Source organism: Dorea ammoniilytica (assembly GCF_025567415.1).
GTDB classification, from domain to species: domain Bacteria; phylum Bacillota; class Clostridia; order Lachnospirales; family Lachnospiraceae; genus Claveliimonas; species Claveliimonas ammoniilytica.
The window spans coordinates 45,852-62,486 of record NZ_JAOQJV010000013.1 but is presented as its reverse complement, the minus strand read 5'-3'; the positions used below and the strand labels follow the sequence as shown (position 1 = coordinate 62,486).

The following is a 16,635-nucleotide window of genomic DNA, read 5'->3' as shown; positions in this document are numbered from 1 at the left end:
TGTTGGCGGCATAAAAACTGCCACCAGTTTCTCGTATCTGGTGGCAGAAATAGTTTTTATTTTTTTGATTGTCTACTTGACGGGAAGCAGTTCAAACACTGAGAGCCTTCCTGTATTAAATATATTTTTTCAATATCTCGTTCATCTGATCAAACTGTTCTTCCATCTCTTTCACCAGTCGGAACTGCGTTCTCGCACGTACCAGGTTGTGCTCCGGATAAGCTGTTTTAAAATATACATCTCCCTGCAGATAATCTGCCAGGAAACGCATACCGCACTCCAGCGTCATAAGTCTGGCGCCCCATGGAAGACTCGCGATCTCAGCCGGTGTCAATACATCCTTTGCCATCTCCAGATATCCCTTGGTATAAATATCGTAAAGATTGATATCAAAATGTACTTTATCCAGATCCGGCTCATCCTCTTCCGCCGTAGACGCACCGAATCGAATGGAATCACCAAAATCATTAGCTGCAAGTCCCGGCATGATCGTATCCAGGTCAATAATGCATAATCCTTCATCTGTATCTGCATCAAACAGAATATTATTCAGCTTGGTATCGTTATGCGTTACACGAAGCGGAAGCTTTCCTTCCTCCAGCTGCTTCATCAGTACGCCGCAGTCGTCTTCACGTGAAAGCACAAATTCAATCTCCGGCTTACACTTGCGCGCTCTGTTCTTCACATCTTTGCGCTGTGCATCCTTAAAATCTCTGAGACGTTTTACCGTATCGTGGAACTGTGGAATGGTCTCATACAGACTCTCTGCCGGATAATCACCCAACTGCTTCAGAAAATGTCCGAAGCTTAATGCTGACTGATAGAACTGCTCCGGTCTCTCCACCTGCTGATGGCAAATGGAATTCGCCACATAATGCAGGCATCGCCACGGCTGTCCGTTATCATCCTCAAAGTAGGTCTCGCCGGATTTGGTCTTAATGTAAGACAATGCCTCGCGATCCAGATCTCCGCCTTCCTGACGGATGATATTACGCAGATATTCGGTTACGCCAAAGATATTGTCCATAACCTGATCCGGATTCTTAAATACATTTACATTAATACGCTGAAGCACGTATAACGGCACATCGTTGCCATTCTGATCCGGCATATACACCGCATATGTCTCATTGATATGTCCTTCTCCAAATGGCTTCACATAGCTGCACAGTGGTCCAAAGCCAAATGCATACACTGCATCTTCCAGACTCCGGCTGTCCACACCTTCGATCTTTCTTCTTGTAGAGAAGATGACCTCTCCTGCTTCTACTTTGCGTCCGGATTCAATCGTACAATTTGCTTTGACCACACTGCCAAGTCCGACATGCGCGCCCGCACATACAACGGAATTATGATCTACAACCGCGCCGCTGTTCACCAGTGCCGCGCGTTCAATCTTTGTATTCGTATTCACTACCGATCTCTGCATGATAAAACAGCCTGGCTCCAGAGTCACACTTGGACTTACCACTGCGGACGGATGCACAATCGCAGGAACTTCATATCCCTCTTCCAACAATTTATCCGTCCAGAACAGACGCGTCTTGTTATTGCCAAATGCAGCAACCGCAACCGGATAGTCCTCGTGCTTAATCACATAGTCACAGCACATGCCGATCACATCGTCTTCCTTTACCATATCATCCAGAAATACTATCTCTTCGTATCCCAGTACCTGTGCAGTCTCCTTGATCATATGACCAAAGCCGCCGGCTCCAAGGATTAATAAACTCTTCATATGTCTTGCTCCTATTTAATCCTGCTATGCAGCTCCTGCAGTGATGCAATCTTGCCGCCGTCAAGATTATTGACTGCATGGATTCCTGTTGCCGCTGCCATAGCTGCTGCCATTGTCGTGCAGTACGGAATTCTTCCCTTAATCGCAGCTTTTCTCAGGTAGCTGTCATCATATACACTGTCTTTTCCAACCGGTGAGTTCACGATGATATCCACCTTTCCATTCGTGATCTCATCGAGTACATTCGGGCGTCCCTCACACAGCTTCTTTACTTTTTCAGCCGGAATGCCAGCTTCATTGATCAGCTGACATGTGCCTTCTGTTGCAATGATGCGGAAATTATTCTCATGGAACAGTTTCGCAACCTCTACAACTTCTGCCTTATCTTTGCGGTTTACAGAGATCAGCACAGTTCCTGACAGCGGAAGTTTGGACTGAACTGCTTCCTGTGCCTTGTAAAATGCCTCTCCGTATGATTCAGAAAGTCCCAGTACTTCTCCGGTAGATCGCATCTCCGGTCCTAACAGCGGATCTACTTCCGGGAACATGTTGAATGGGAATGCTGCCTCTTTTACTCCGTAATATGGAATCACTTTCTCTTCCAGTGCAGGTACCGGGCTCTCCTTACCGGTCAGCTCACGCGTAATGATCTCCGTTGCGATCGGCACCATACGCACATTACAAACCTTTGACACAAGCGGTACGGTACGGGATGCTCTCGGGTTCGCCTCAAGCACAAATACCTTGCCATTCTCGATGGCGTACTGCATATTCATCAATCCCTGTACATGCATTTCTTCTGCGATCTTTCTTGTATATTCCTTAATGGTCTCCACATTTTCCCTGGAAATGTGTACCGATGGGATTACACATGCAGAGTCTCCGGAATGTACACCTGCTAGCTCGATATGCTCCATAACCGCCGGTACAAATGCGTTGGTTCCATCACAGATCGCGTCAGACTCACACTCCAGTGCATGATTCAGGAAACGGTCAATCAGGATTGGACGGTCAGGTGTTACACCAACTGCTGCCTTCATGTAGTCAGCCATTGCCACATCATCGTAGACTACTTCCATTCCACGTCCGCCAAGTACGTAAGATGGGCGAACCATAACCGGATAACCGATCTTGCCTGCGATCTCTACTGCCTCTTCTACGGTTGTAGCCATTCCCGCTTCCGGCATCGGAATCTCCAGCTTATCCATCATTGCACGGAACTGATCTCTGTCCTCTGCAAGATCGATAACAGACGGTGCGGTTCCAAGAATACGAACACCATTCTTCTCCAGATCTGCTGCCAGATTCAGCGGTGTCTGTCCACCGAACTGTGCGATCACGCCAAGTGGTTTTTCCTTTTCATAAATGCTCAGCACGTCTTCCAGTGTCAGCGGCTCGAAGTATAACTTGTCAGAAGTATCGTAGTCTGTAGAAACCGTCTCCGGGTTACAGTTCACGATGATCGTCTCAAATCCAAGCTTCTTCAGCGCCATTGCCGCATGTACACAACAATAATCAAACTCAATACCCTGACCGATACGGTTCGGTCCACCGCCAAGGATCATAATCTTACGGTTATCAGATACCGGATTGGCATCCTCTGCATTATATGTAGAATAGTAATATGCTCTGTCCTTCGTACCGCTTACATGTACACCTTCCCACGCCTCTACGACACCAAGTGCTTTTCTCTTATTGCGGATATCAGCTTCCGGAACTTCCAGAATCTGGCTGAGGTATTTGTCAGAGAATCCGTCTTTCTTAGCCTGTGTCAGTGCTTCGTCTGATGGCAGAGCCCCTTTGGATTCCATCAATGCATTTTCTTCTTCCACCAGTTCCTTTATCTGCTCCAGGAAGTAATGTTTTATTTTCGTGATCTCATGAATTTCCTCTACAGTCGCACCTTTTCTGAGTGCTTCGTAGATCAGGAAATAACGCTGGCTGGACGGAGTGATCAGCTGTTTCAGCAGGTCTTCCTTCGTGCGAGAATCAAAATCCTTCGCATGACCCAGACCGTAATTGCCATTCTCCAGGCTTCGGATTGCCTTCTGGAATGCTTCTTTGAAATTCTTACCGATACTCATTACCTCGCCGACTGCACGCATCTGTGTGCCAAGCTTGTCCTCTACACCTTTGAACTTCTCAAATGCCCAGCGTGCAAACTTGATTACCACATAGTCGCCGTCCGGAACGTATTTGTCCAGAGTGCCGTATTTGCCACATTCAATATCCTTCAATGTCAGTCCGCATGCAAGCATCGCAGATACAAGCGCGATCGGGAATCCGGTTGCCTTAGATGCCAGCGCAGAAGAACGGGATGTACGCGGATTGATCTCAATAACGATAATTCTGTCTGATACCGGATCATGCGCAAACTGCACGTTCGTTCCACCGATCACCTGTACAGAATCTACGATCTTATACGCCTGCTCCTGCATTCTCTTCTGACATTCTTCCGAAATCGTCAGCATCGGAGCAGAACAGAAGGAATCTCCTGTATGCACGCCCAGTGGATCAATATTCTCAATAAAGCATACCGTGATCATATTGCCTTCTGCATCACGAACCACCTCAAGCTCCAACTCTTCCCATCCGAGAATAGACTCCTCTACAAGCACCTGTCCCACAAGACTTGCCTGCAGTCCTCGTGCACATACAGTCTTCAGTTCTTCCTTATTATAGACAAGTCCGCCTCCGGCACCGCCCATAGTATAAGCCGGACGCAGTACCACCGGATAGCCCAGCTTATCAGCAATCGCAAGTGCTTCGTCTACAGAATACGCAACCTCGCTTCTCGCCATTTCCACGCCAAGCTCATTCATCGTCTTCTTAAACTCGATGCGGTCTTCCCCACGTTCGATTGCATCCACCTGCACACCGATAACCTTTACATTATATTTGTCAAGAATTCCTTCTTTGTATAATTCAGAGCAGAGATTCAATCCGGACTGTCCTCCCAGATTCGGAAGCAGCGCATCCGGTCTTTCTTTTGCAATAATCTGTTCCAGACGATTCACATTCAATGGCTCAATATAAGTAACATCCGCAATCTCCGGATCCGTCATGATCGTTGCCGGATTAGAATTCACCAGCACAATCTCATATCCCAGTTTCCGAAGGGCCTTACAAGCCTGTGTTCCAGAATAATCGAACTCGCACGCCTGACCGATGATGATCGGGCCGGAACCAATAATCAGTACTTTCTTAATATCTTCTCTCTTTGACATATTATCTCCTCTCTGCTGAAGCAGTAACATTTTTTCACAATATAATTTACCATAAAAGCATAGGGAGACGCAATCCTTTCTATTCCATCTTTTCCTGTCCATCCGGCAAATCCATATGTTTTATAATTTTCATCTCTTCATTGCACTCCACTATCCAGAGTGCTATACTCCATATCGACACATCATATAAACACTAACATCTATCAGGCATACCATTTTGCCTGACAACAAAGGAGCACACATGCAATACAGCATCCCTGATTATTATAAAGAATTTCACTGCATCGCCGACCAATGCGAAGAAACCTGCTGCGCCGGCTGGCAGATTATGATCGATAAGAAATCCCTTAAGAAATATATCCACACGAAAAGTCCATACAGATGGACACTGCTTCGTGGAATTGATTTTCTCCACGGTGCATTCCGTCAAAAAGAGGAAAAACGCTGTTTCTTTTTAAATGAGAACAATTTGTGTAATCTGTATTCGAATCTTGGGGAATCTGCGCTTTGCAAGACATGCAAGAATTATCCAAGACACATTGAAGAATTTGAGGATGTACGCGAGATCACGCTGTCCGTTTCCTGTCCGGAGGCAGCAAGGATTCTGTTGTCCAAAACAGAACCGGTTCACTTCCTCACCTATGAGAAGCCAGGCACGGAAGAATACGATAACTTCGATCCATTTCTCTACTCCATGCTGTTAGACTGCCGCGAAGAAATGTATCGCATTTTGCAGGATCGTTCTCTTTCCCTCCGGACAAGAACCGTACTTATCCTCGGAATGACACACGATATCCAGACACGTATTGATCAGGAAAATGTATTCGACTGCCAGAACGTATTGACCCGCTATCAGAATCCGGGTGCTGCAAAAAAAGCAGCCTCCATTCACTTTGGCGAAGCTGCATTCTCTTTCCAGCACAGTATGTTAAAATCACTTCACCGATTAGAAGTATTAAACGAACACTGGCCGGATCTTCTGTTAGAAACTGAAGCCATCCTCTACATGAACGGAACCGGACATTACAAAAAAGCCTGTCGCGCATTTCTGGATAACAAAGTCCTGATCCAGCTCGAACAGATTCTTGTATACTTCATCTCCACCTATTTCTATGGAGCTGTATATGACGGTGAAGTCCTCGCCAAAGCACAGATGTCCGCCGTCTGCACCGGACAGATCTTCGACCTGTGGCTCGCACGCTACATTGAAAATGGGAATGTCATTTCCGAAGAAGAAAAAATCGAATTGTTATATCGATACTCCAGAGAAATCGAACATTCCGATGAGAATTTAAAAATAATAGAAAAGATTATGGTCGGGCATAAGGTGCCGTGGCTACAATGAAATACGCCGGAATATGATATGTACCCTCTTTACTGGACAACCAGTAAGGAGGGTACATATCAATATCATCCGGCGTTTTAATTACATATGAAATTTTCCTACGATCATCCCCAATGGTGAGCATGTCTCCTCCGGATATAACGGATTTGCATATTTTGAGAAAAATGAAAATTCCACTAATTCCCAGGCTCTACCCACATCTTCTATAAAGACATCCACTAATTCCGGATCCCACTTCGTAAATATTATCTCATCATCCAATAATTCTTCTATGACACGACGCTCCATCGTTGCTGCAAAATATGCTTTCCCCTGCCATAAACATACCTCAACCGGAGCTTCAGAACGCAACTCGTCCAGTTCTGTCACATTCGACCCAAATATCGGAATCTTATACAGCTCGTACGTCTTCCAATCCTGAAATGTGTCAATGCTCTCGAAATAACACAGCCTTAACTCGCAATCAGAGCCTGTATACGCTATATTATACGCAGTGCACTGCAGATCAAGATAACGCTCCGCTTGATCCGGACCTTTTATCTGACGATCCGCATATCTTTCTGCGATCACTTTTTGCTCCGGGAATTCAAAGTCTTCTTTCTCCGGCCAGTAACCTGAAAAATAAGAAGAAACAAAGGTCAGCTTTTCATCCTGCGGATTCCATCCGACCGTCAATATACCAGACTCGCTAGTTTCAAGTTCACGCACAAACATTTCCACCCATCTTCGCCCCGGCACGTTTTTCACTAATTTGCGAGATAATACTAAAAAGGCACTGTCACGTATATAAATGACTTTTCCCAACTCAGGAATGTACGGATTATTACGGATAAATGCTTCCTCTTTCGCATCGTTTTTAATCTGCTCCGCAGTCTCCGCCAGATGTTCCGGGTCATCCTTCATCCCCTTTCCGATCCAGTAGAGCGCCTTTTCATAACTCTGTGGCACCTCTTTTCCCTGTGCATAGCATAGTGCCATCGCTTCCATAGCCACTGGGTTTCCCTCTTTAGCTGCCTGATAATAATAATGAACCTTTGCGAATTCATTTTTCTCTTCCAAGGCATCTAATCCTTCTTTCAGACATCTCCGGGCAGTCTCATACGAATATTCTGATTCACTGCTTTTATCATTTGTCAACATCCCGTCTGTACTTGGAGCAGATAAATTCTCCTCCCCGGTTCCCAATATAAGCTTCAATGCAGTCACCAGAAATCCTGTATAAATAGACACACACACGCTCTCTCTGCGTCCACCTTTATAACATAAGCACATATAATCTGCCGAATCCTCTGCGACAGATACATCGCTCAATTCATCATAGCATATCGGCTGCGGGATTGGATTTTTCTTTCTCAAATAATCAAACATGCTGCCATATAGCCCTTTTTTCGAAAACAGGAACCCTTTTTTTCTATTTGAAAATGCACCTGTATTGCAATAAGCCTCTATATCCTCCTCCGCACACCCTGTTGCAAATCCCCGAAGCGCATTCTCAATCTGCTTTGTTTTCATCTCCTGACGGCTCAATACATGATTGGGCAATGTATGATGCTTGTAATCCTTTACCGACTCCTGTGTAATTCCCGCTACTTTTGTATAAATATCCATGACCTGTCTCCTTCACCGAATAATAATTACATCTCTGTCTTGTCGTTTCTCGTGCACATCGGCAATGCACTTACAATTTTCTCCTGATAGCTATCAATCGAGATTCTCTGATTATCCGCTAATCTCTTTTCAAACATCGGTATAAATCTGGCATCGTCCAGCTGAATATTAAAAATCTGCTTTCCATTCGTCCACGCATCCAACAGTTCATCCTGCACAAATTCAGAATTCACCGCTGCTTCCGAACTAAACAACATCACGCACTCCGCATTTGCGATCTTGTCTTTTAACATCTTAGACCAATTGGCACCCCAGGTAATACCATCATCATACCAGATGCGGTAAGTCTGCCTTTGAAGAAAATACAGTACCTTATACACTTCTTCTCTGTCAGCATGTGCATAACTGACGAAAATGTACGGATCTGCTCCGTTATAAGGCAGCGATACATATTTGTTATTATTCAGACGCTTCTGAATCTCCCCACGCTTCTCGATGATCTGTTCGTATTGCATATCCAAAGCTTTCAGATCATATACCGAATCCTCTCCGGTATACAACACAATCTCGTCAAAGATTTCTTTGTTATCCAGATACATTTTCTGCATCTTCTTATTCGCTGCAACTCTGGTCACTTTCTCCGACTCGGAGAATACACCGTATTTCACAACGCTCTGCTCCACCGTAAGCACATCTTCAAACAAATGAATAACCGTCACATAATCTCCGTACGCAGCTTTCAACTCGGCGATGAACCCAAGCGAAGAAGCCCCTAATGTGATTAACGAATCTGTCACGCCTCTAACCGCATCGACAATCTGCTTCTGATTAAACCCGACACACACGCCATCCAGTCCATATGTAAAATCCAGCATTTCCAGTTCTTCCTCAGAAATGTAAACTTTGTCGTCATACCACTTCTGAAACCATTCATTACTGTCAGCCGTATTTTCATAATTCTTCTTGTCTACTTTAGCATCATCCCGCACATAATTGTATTTTGAGATAATGGAAAATCCTTTTTTTCGGAAAATTTCCCGCGTCTCATATCCCAGATCGAGAGTCGCTCCATATACGATAAATAACATAATTTTAATCCTCCGTTATCTTATAGTGCCGTCATAATTTGAAAAGGCACTAACTGTTTTTATACAATCCTATATCATTTCTTTTCCTATTATATTGTGCCATAAAGACGAATACCCTCTATGATCTGTACACAAGTGACGAGGAACAACTACAATTTATCCGCCAGTGGAATCGTGAACATTCTATATAAATAAACACAGAAGCCACGGTCTCCCGTAGCTTCCTTCACAAATCCGAAAACAGATCTGCTTTCTATCTTCTAATCTCTACCATACAAATCTCTTGTATATACCCTATCCTTCACATCATCCAGACAGCTATCGTATCGATTGGCAATGATCGCCTGGCTCTGTTCTTTGAACTTATCCAGATCATTCACTACCTCACTGCCAAAAAATGTACTGCCATCTTCCAATGTCGGTTCGTAAATGATCACTGTTGCACCTTTGGCTTTGATACGCTTCATTACTCCCTGAATCGATGACTGACGGAAGTTATCGGAGTTGGACTTCATGGTCAGGCGATATACGCCAATCACTACATTCTTCTCCATAGATGCATCATATGTATTTTCATCGCCATATGCATAGTATCCAGCTTTCTGCAACACTCGATCCGCAATAAAATCTTTTCTTGTCCGATTGGACTCCACGATTGCATTAATCATATTCTGTGGCACGTCTTCATAATTAGCCAACAGCTGCTTGGTATCCTTCGGCAAGCAATATCCACCATAACCAAATGATGGATTATTATAATGTGTTCCAATACGCGGATCCAGACATACACCATTGATAATCTGCTGTGTATTCAGACCTTTCATCTCCGCATACGTATCCAGCTCATTGAAATAGGACACGCGAAGTGCCAGATATGTATTGGCAAATAACTTCACAGCCTCTGCCTCGGTGAATCCCATGATCAACGTATCGATATCTTCTTTGATCGCACCTTCCTGCAACAGCCCGGCAAATGTGTGAGCCGCTTTCACCAGACGTGCATTCTCTACATCTGTTCCCACGATAATTCTGGACGGATACAGATTATCATACAACGCTTTGGACTCTCGCAGAAACTCCGGACTGAAAATAATATTGTCACAGTGGAATTTTGCACGAACACTTGCGGTGTAACCAACCGGAATTGTAGACTTAATCACCATGACTGCATCCGGATTGTACTTGATAACCAGCTCAATCACAGACTCTACCGCTGATGTATCGAAGAAATTCTTCTTACTGTCATAGTTCGTCGGTGCAGCAATTACTACAAAATCCGCATCCTTATATGCTGCTTCTGCATCCAGTGTTGCTGTCAGATTCAAATCCTTTTCTGCCAGATATTGCTCAATATATTCGTCCTGTATCGGACTGATCTTATTATTAATCTTCTCTACTTTCTCTGGAACGATATCAACTGCCATTACCTCGTGATGCTGCGCTAGTAACGTCGCTATTGATAATCCCACATAACCGGTTCCGGCTACTGCAATTTTCATTAGAATACCTCTTTTCTCAAGCCTTTACCTTTATCTATACCTGATAAAACTCCTTATATCACTCTGCGAACTTTCTCAATCCCTCTGATTCTGAAGATAATCCAAGGTTATTTAATAATCCACTAAAAAGCAGTAATGACTGGAAACCGGAATACAATGCAAGAACTTCTGCCGAACGCTCTAACAAGCATGAAAAAGTTGATTTTGGATGTAGCATAACCTTGTAGATTATTATATTCCATTTTTTGAAGCACAGCAACAGTTATGTTTATTTCTTGCAATCATTTTTGCATTCAACAATAATATTTACTTTTCAAAGTTCAATGCCAGGGGTACTGGCATAGATTCATAATTACAAATCCATTGTTGCACTGACAATAAGCTAACATCAAATATAGAGGCAATATCAGGCCGACTTTTTTTACCATTTAACACGATCTTTATATATTCTTTGTCATTTTTTGATATGTAAATATTTCCCCCCCTTAAATTTAATGGTTTTATTTCACAATTTCTATAGAAATAAAGCTCAGAAAGTTGTATAATATTTCTATAATATTATTGAAAGGAAAGGGGGTTTTTTTATGAAGCACAACGAAATGTTAGCGATGATCCTAGCCGGCGGCCGTGGTTCTCGCTTGCACGAACTTACGAATAAAGTTGCCAAACCCGCAGTAGGCTACGGAGGAAAGTATAGAATCATTGATTTCCCGATTAGTAATTGTGCCAACAGCGGTATTGATGTAGTGGGAGTGTTAACACAGTATGAATCCGTTATCCTGAACAGTTATGTGGCTGCAGGCGGTCGTTGGGGACTGGATGCCAAGGACAGCGGCGTCTTCGTATTGCCGCCACGCGAGAAAGCGGATGCCAACCTGGATGTATACAGAGGTACGGCCGACGCGATTTCCCAGAACATCGACTTCATCGACGGTTTCGGTCCGGAATATCTGCTAGTGCTCTCAGGCGACCACATTTACAAGATGGATTATGACAAGATGCTTTCTTATCACAAAGAGCATAATGCCGATGCGACCATCGCGGTTATTGAAGTTCCTATGAAGGAAGCCAGCCGTTTCGGTATTATGAATACGGATGAAGATGGACGCATTGTTGAGTTTGAAGAGAAGCCGCCGCAGCCGAAGAGTAATCTGGCTTCGATGGGTATCTACATATTCAACTGGAAGCAGCTTCGCAAGATGCTGGTAGCTGATATGAAGAATGCCGAATCTAACCATGATTTTGGTAAGGATATCATTCCGGCACTTCTGGCAGACGAGCGTAAGCTGATGGCTTATAAGTTCAAAGGATATTGGAAGGATGTTGGTACGATCGATTCTCTCTGGGAAGCCAACATGGATCTCATGGAGACTCCAAGTCCGCTGGATCTGAGTGATCCGATCTGGAAGATCTACACAGAGGATACCAATTCTCTGCCACAGTATATCGGTGAGGATGCCAAGATCAGCCATGCGTATATCAACCAGGGCTGCGTGATCGAGGGAGAGGTCAAGAATTCCGTGCTCTTTACAGGCGCACGCATTGCCCCGGAAGCTAAGATCATTGATTCGGTTCTGATGCCGAATGTTATCGTAGAAGAAGGTGCCGTAGTCACCCGCGCTCTGATTGCTGACGGCGTACGGATCGGTGCCGGTGCAGTTGTAGGTTCTCCTGACAGCGAACACATCGAATTAATAGCAAAACGTGTAAAGGGGGAAGAATAATATGAACAGTGCACTGGGTATTATTAATTTTGCCAGCAATCTTACAAAAGTAACCGGTCTGCAGGATTACCGGTCTGTCGGAGCTATCTCTTTCCTGGGCAGATACCGTGTGATCGATTTCCCAATCTCCAACTTCAGTAACAGCGGCATGGAGAACATCCACGTATACACTCGTTGGAAACCTCGCTCACTTGCGGAGCATCTGGGAACCGGACGTCAATATAATATCAACTCCAAGCGTGGCAGACTGCATCTGCTTTTTGCAGAGGATGAACTGGACAGTCTGTATAGCAATGATATCTCTGCTTACATGGATAATATCGAAGTCATCGAGAATTCCTGCCATGATTATGTGATCGTTACCTCCAGCTGTATGATCTTTAAGCAGGATTTCAAAGAACTGCTTGACCAGCATATCGAGTCCGGCGCAGACATTACTCTGCTGTATCACTCTACCGATAATGCAAAGGAACAATTCTTAACCTGTCAGACACTGGAGCTGAATCGCCAAAAAGGTGTACTTTCCATTACACCAAACCGCGGAACCGCAAAGAACCGCCAGATTTTCACTGGAACCTATGTCATGAGACGTGACCTGTTCATCGATATGATCAAGAAAGCTCATAACACATCTGCCATGTACTCTCTGATGGATTGGGTGAATCTCATGTGCAGTGAGATGGATATCCGTGGCGTGGCTCATCGTGGTTACTTTGGATCTATTACTAATTTCAAAAGTTACTATGACACCAGTATGTCTCTGATCGATCTGAAGACTGCCCGCAGCCTGTTCGATCCGGATTGGCCGATTTACACACGTACGAGCGACAGCTGCCCGACACAGTATCTGGAGGGCGCAGACGTCAAAGCATCTGTTATTTCCAACGGATGCCGCATCGAAGGCACGATTGACCACTCCATTCTGAGCCGTGGATGTATCATCAAGAAAGGTGCCGTAGTGAAGAACTGCGTAATCCTTCCGGATGTAGTCATCGGCGAGGATACCGTTCTGGAGAATGTAGTCGTAGATAAGCATGTACGTATCAATCACATCAAAGAAGTGAAAGGCACACCGGAGAATCCGGGTTATGTGAAGCGCGGCGATCATTTGTAAAAACATTAAGCAATGCCGGTTTTAATGCGATATGGGCATTGCAATTTCAAAGAAGAAAAACAGGCCTCAGTGTTCGTCTGAGGTCTGTATTCATGTAAAGGAGTACTATGTTAAGAAATGTAGATCTGTCGGAGATCTCCGACGGCAAATTATATGACGCGAATGATATGGTAAAGGCTGACTGCAAGGGCTGCGATGGATGTTCCGCCTGCTGCCGGGGCATGGGTAAGTCTATCGTCCTCGATCCGCTGGATGTTCACCGTCTTACCACAGGGCTTGGTGTTCCGTTTGAAGCACTTTTATCCCAGCATATAGAACTGAATGTCGTAGACGGATTAATCCTCCCCAACCTCAAGATGACCGAAAGCGCTGATGCCTGTCCATTCTTAAACGAGCAGGGTCGTTGCAGCATCCACGCATACCGGCCCGGCATCTGCAGACTCTTCCCTCTGGGACGCTTCTACGAAAATGACAGCTTCCGGTATTTCCTGCAGGTGCATGAATGTCCGAAGCCGTCCAAAGCCAAGATCAAAGTCTATAAATGGCTGGATACCGATGATATACGCACCTACGAGCAGTTCATCAGTGACTGGCACTATTTCCTCAAAGCACTCCAGGAACGGATTGCCGGAATGGAGGATCAGGCGCAGATACGTTCCATCTGTATGTATGTACTGCAACAGTTCTACCTCGCGCCTTGCGAAGACTTCTATGAAGCATTCCACGGAAGACTTGACGAAGCAAAGCGGTACTTTCATATGTAAAAGACTCCCCTGCAGACTTTTCAGTCCACAGGGGAGTCTCATTTCACTTCAATACTCTTATAAACTCATTTCTACCAGCCTTGCTACAGCCATGTCATCATCTTCCTGATAACCCTGCAGGCAGAGCATGATAGCACTTACATATTCTTCTGATACACCCAGCTGATTCTTAATATCCTGAAGCATCGTTCCACTGGATGCAAGTTCACGGATCACCTTGATGTCCGCAGCCATTTCTTCAATTGATTTTTTCTCCATAGAGTTCTCCTTATGCGAGGGATTTGCCGGTCAGCAATTCATATGCCTGAAGATATTTGCCAATGGTCTTATCTACGATATCCTGTGGCAGTGTCCAGTCATCATGTGGATTAGACTTGAGCCAGTCTCTTGCGAACTGCTTGTCAAATGATGGCTGACCGTGTCCCGGCTCATACCCTTCTAATGGCCAGAATCTTGAGCTGTCCGGTGTAAGCATCTCATCGCCGATGATGATATTGCCATCCTCATCCAGACCAAATTCAAACTTGGTATCTGCGATAATGATTCCACGACTCAGTGCATACTCTGCACACTTCTTATACAGCGCAATGGTATACTCTTTTAACTTGGTTGCGTATTCTTCACCTTTGCCAGGGAAGCGTTTCTCCAGATACTCGATACTCTCTTCAAATGATATATTCTCATCGTGATCACCGAGTTCTGCTTTTGTAGATGGTGTGTAGATTGGCTCCGGCAGCTTGTCAGACTCTTTCAGTCCTTCTGGCAGCTCGATACCACATACCTTTCCAGTCTCTTTGTAGCTCGCCCATCCGCTTCCTGTAATGTAACCACGCACGATACACTCTACCGGCAACATATTCAGCTTCTTACAAAGCATGCTGTTACCATCGAATCTCTCCTGCTGGAAATATTCAGGCATATCCTTAACATCTACAGAAATCATGTGATTTGGCAGAATGTCCTGTGTCAGATCAAACCAGAATTTGGACATCTGAGTAAGTACGGTTCCTTTTTGGGTTACGGTATTGTGAAGAATTACATCAAAGCAGCTGATTCGGTCTGTAGCAACCATAATCATAGTATCACCATTATCATAGATCTCTCTGACTTTTCCTTCTTTGATCGGTTTCATTTCCTGTACACTCATCTTTCGCACCTCGGTATTAAACTTTTTAATCATTCAGAGACAACAAAAATGTCTCCATACTTTTCTTGTAACTATATAACCGTACCATTACTTCCAGTCATTTGTCAATGGCGAAAAAAATCGCCAGCATCGGCTAAGCCGATTACTGGCGATTTCTGGTCAAGGACTATTCTTCCATCCTTTTATTAATTCAGTTTTTCGTATTCTGCTACAATTGCGTCAAGCAGTCCTTCATCTGTCAGTCCTGTGATCTCTGCCGCAGCGGCACGTACGCCCTGTGCCCCTATCTTCTCCTGAAGTTCTACGCTCTGCTTGTCGTTCGGATTATCATAGTGCAATGCTGCACCTGCACCGATTACCAGATGATCTACCGGAAGTCCGTATCCTGCTGCTGTCATCATAGGCTTGATCAGACGGTCTGTCGGGCTCAGCTTACGAAGCGGCTCACGACCTACTCTTGTTACATCATCCTGCAGATATGGATTCTTGAATCTGCTGATAATCTTCTTAATATATGCTGCATGCTTCTCTGGATCGAATCCGTACTTCTTGATCAGTCCGTCTCCGCTTTCTTTCATAGCTGCTGACACGATTCCGAAGATTTCTTCATCTGCGATTGCTTTATCGATGGTCGGAATTCCACGCAGATTTCCAAGATATGCGGTGATGCAGTGTCCTGTATTCAGTGTGAAAAGCTTACGCTCAATGTATGCCATCAGGTCATCGACCAGTGTCATACCTTTGATCTGCGGAAATTCTCCCTTCAACCCTGACTTTTCTACGTCCCACTCAAAGTATTCTTCTACTACTACGTCGATAAAGTTCTCACTCTTAACCGGCGGCACAATACGGTCTACTGCACAGTCAGCGAATCCTACATACTCATCAGCGTATGCTTTTCCGGCATCGCTAAGATTCTCATATACTGCTTTTTTCAGCTGAGAGGTTCCACGAATGGCATTCTCGCAGGCGATCATGTTCATAGGCTCTTTCACGCCATTTTCCATACGTTTCTCAATAGCCTGCGCGATCGTCGGTGCGATGCGCGGAAGAATCACAAGACCTACTGCCGTAGTTACCAGATCTGCGGATGCGATCTCATCAATCGCCTCTGGCTTTGTAGAATTCACACCGCTGATATTTTCGATTTTCTGATCTTTACAATCTACGTCCATAACATGAACGGTATAAGTCTTATCCTCGTTGATCTTGTCAATGATTGCTTCTGCTACGTCGGCAAATACTACCTGATATCCTGACTGGCTGAGTAATGCTCCGATAAATCCACGTCCGATATTGCCGGCACCAAACTGTACTGCTTTTTTCATGATGCTCTCTCCTTCTTTTTATATATGATGCTGGGGGCAAAAGCCCCCGATTG

At 44.7% G+C, this 16,635-nt stretch carries 12 protein-coding genes; 4 read left to right on the top strand and 8 right to left on the bottom strand.

Translation table 11 applies throughout. The features are described from left to right. Positions 1 to 115: 115 nt before the first annotated feature. Both OCV65_RS09960 and carB read right to left on the bottom strand, forming a co-directional pair. A complete protein-coding gene (locus OCV65_RS09960) occupies positions 116 to 1,738 on the bottom strand; it encodes a phosphotransferase (RefSeq protein ID WP_262581899.1) in 1,623 nt (540 codons plus the stop codon). A gap of 11 nt (positions 1,739 to 1,749) precedes the next feature. Further along, complete coding sequence (carB, locus tag OCV65_RS09955; RefSeq protein WP_262581898.1) at positions 1,750 to 4,965, bottom strand: carbamoyl-phosphate synthase large subunit; 3,216 nt, start codon at positions 4,963 to 4,965, stop codon at positions 1,750 to 1,752. A 241-nt stretch (positions 4,966 to 5,206) separates the two neighbouring features. Between carB and fliB the strand changes: the two genes are divergently transcribed. Further along, positions 5,207 to 6,310, top strand: coding sequence for a flagellin lysine-N-methylase (fliB, locus tag OCV65_RS09950; RefSeq protein ID WP_262581897.1), 1,104 nt, complete (start codon positions 5,207 to 5,209; stop codon positions 6,308 to 6,310). An 81-nt stretch (positions 6,311 to 6,391) separates the two neighbouring features. Here fliB and OCV65_RS09945 read toward each other — a convergent pair whose 3' ends face one another. From OCV65_RS09945 to OCV65_RS09935, 3 genes are all read right to left on the bottom strand, one after another. Next, the gene (locus OCV65_RS09945; RefSeq protein ID WP_262581896.1) at positions 6,392 to 7,918 is read right to left on the bottom strand and encodes an SEL1-like repeat protein; all 1,527 of its coding nucleotides are present in this window, start codon (positions 7,916 to 7,918) and stop codon (positions 6,392 to 6,394) included. Positions 7,919 to 7,944: 26 nt separating this feature from the next. After that, the gene (locus tag OCV65_RS09940) at positions 7,945 to 9,006 is read right to left on the bottom strand and encodes a toll/interleukin-1 receptor domain-containing protein (protein WP_262581895.1); all 1,062 of its coding nucleotides are present in this window, start codon (positions 9,004 to 9,006) and stop codon (positions 7,945 to 7,947) included. Between the two features lie 260 nt (positions 9,007 to 9,266). Then, complete coding sequence (locus tag OCV65_RS09935) at positions 9,267 to 10,505, bottom strand: nucleotide sugar dehydrogenase (RefSeq protein WP_262581894.1); 1,239 nt, start codon at positions 10,503 to 10,505, stop codon at positions 9,267 to 9,269. Between the two features lie 584 nt (positions 10,506 to 11,089). Here OCV65_RS09935 and OCV65_RS09930 point away from each other — a divergent pair. The 3 genes from OCV65_RS09930 to OCV65_RS09920 all read left to right on the top strand — a co-directional run bounded on the left by OCV65_RS09930 (position 11,090) and on the right by OCV65_RS09920 (position 14,107). Further along, positions 11,090 to 12,229 carry a glucose-1-phosphate adenylyltransferase gene (locus OCV65_RS09930; protein ID WP_262581893.1) on the top strand — a complete coding sequence of 380 codons (1,140 nt, stop codon included), beginning with the start codon at positions 11,090 to 11,092 and terminating at the stop codon, positions 12,227 to 12,229. Between the two features lies 1 nt (position 12,230). Further along, a complete protein-coding gene (gene glgD, locus OCV65_RS09925; protein WP_262581892.1) occupies positions 12,231 to 13,343 on the top strand; it encodes a glucose-1-phosphate adenylyltransferase subunit GlgD in 1,113 nt (370 codons plus the stop codon). A 107-nt stretch (positions 13,344 to 13,450) separates the two neighbouring features. Then, entirely contained in the window at positions 13,451 to 14,107 is a 657-nt protein-coding gene (locus OCV65_RS09920) for a YkgJ family cysteine cluster protein (RefSeq protein ID WP_262581891.1), read from the top strand. A gap of 57 nt (positions 14,108 to 14,164) precedes the next feature. On the opposite strand, the gene OCV65_RS09915 is transcribed toward OCV65_RS09920, so the two are convergent. The 3 genes from OCV65_RS09915 to OCV65_RS09905 all read right to left on the bottom strand — a co-directional run bounded on the left by OCV65_RS09915 (position 14,165) and on the right by OCV65_RS09905 (position 16,582). Further along, positions 14,165 to 14,365 carry a hypothetical protein gene (locus OCV65_RS09915; protein WP_118384539.1) on the bottom strand — a complete coding sequence of 67 codons (201 nt, stop codon included), beginning with the start codon at positions 14,363 to 14,365 and terminating at the stop codon, positions 14,165 to 14,167. Positions 14,366 to 14,375: 10 nt separating this feature from the next. Continuing rightward, positions 14,376 to 15,254: a phosphoribosylaminoimidazolesuccinocarboxamide synthase gene (locus tag OCV65_RS09910; protein ID WP_262581890.1), complete on the bottom strand. Its 879-nt coding sequence runs from the start codon at positions 15,252 to 15,254 to the stop codon at positions 14,376 to 14,378. 185 nt (positions 15,255 to 15,439) lie between these two features. Next, a complete protein-coding gene (locus OCV65_RS09905) occupies positions 15,440 to 16,582 on the bottom strand; it encodes a mannitol-1-phosphate 5-dehydrogenase (protein WP_262581889.1) in 1,143 nt (380 codons plus the stop codon). Positions 16,583 to 16,635 lie beyond the last annotated feature (53 nt).

Bases quoted from the DNA above. Each gene is read 5' to 3' on its own strand.
- OCV65_RS09960 (WP_262581899.1), bottom strand. From the start codon at position 1,738: ATGAAGAGTTTATTAATCCTTGGAGCCGGCGGCTTTGGTCATATGATC.
- carB (WP_262581898.1), bottom strand. From the start codon at position 4,965: ATGTCAAAGAGAGAAGATATTAAGAAAGTACTGATTATTGGTTCCGGC.
- fliB (WP_262581897.1), top strand. From the start codon at position 5,207: ATGCAATACAGCATCCCTGATTATTATAAAGAATTTCACTGCATCGCC.
- OCV65_RS09945 (WP_262581896.1), bottom strand. From the start codon at position 7,918: ATGGATATTTATACAAAAGTAGCGGGAATTACACAGGAGTCGGTAAAG.
- OCV65_RS09940 (WP_262581895.1), bottom strand. From the start codon at position 9,006: ATGTTATTTATCGTATATGGAGCGACTCTCGATCTGGGATATGAGACG.
- OCV65_RS09935 (WP_262581894.1), bottom strand. From the start codon at position 10,505: ATGAAAATTGCAGTAGCCGGAACCGGTTATGTGGGATTATCAATAGCG.
- OCV65_RS09930 (WP_262581893.1), top strand. From the start codon at position 11,090: ATGAAGCACAACGAAATGTTAGCGATGATCCTAGCCGGCGGCCGTGGT.
- glgD (WP_262581892.1), top strand. From the start codon at position 12,231: ATGAACAGTGCACTGGGTATTATTAATTTTGCCAGCAATCTTACAAAA.
- OCV65_RS09920 (WP_262581891.1), top strand. From the start codon at position 13,451: ATGTTAAGAAATGTAGATCTGTCGGAGATCTCCGACGGCAAATTATAT.
- OCV65_RS09915 (WP_118384539.1), bottom strand. From the start codon at position 14,365: ATGGAGAAAAAATCAATTGAAGAAATGGCTGCGGACATCAAGGTGATC.
- OCV65_RS09910 (WP_262581890.1), bottom strand. From the start codon at position 15,254: ATGAGTGTACAGGAAATGAAACCGATCAAAGAAGGAAAAGTCAGAGAG.
- OCV65_RS09905 (WP_262581889.1), bottom strand. From the start codon at position 16,582: ATGAAAAAAGCAGTACAGTTTGGTGCCGGCAATATCGGACGTGGATTT.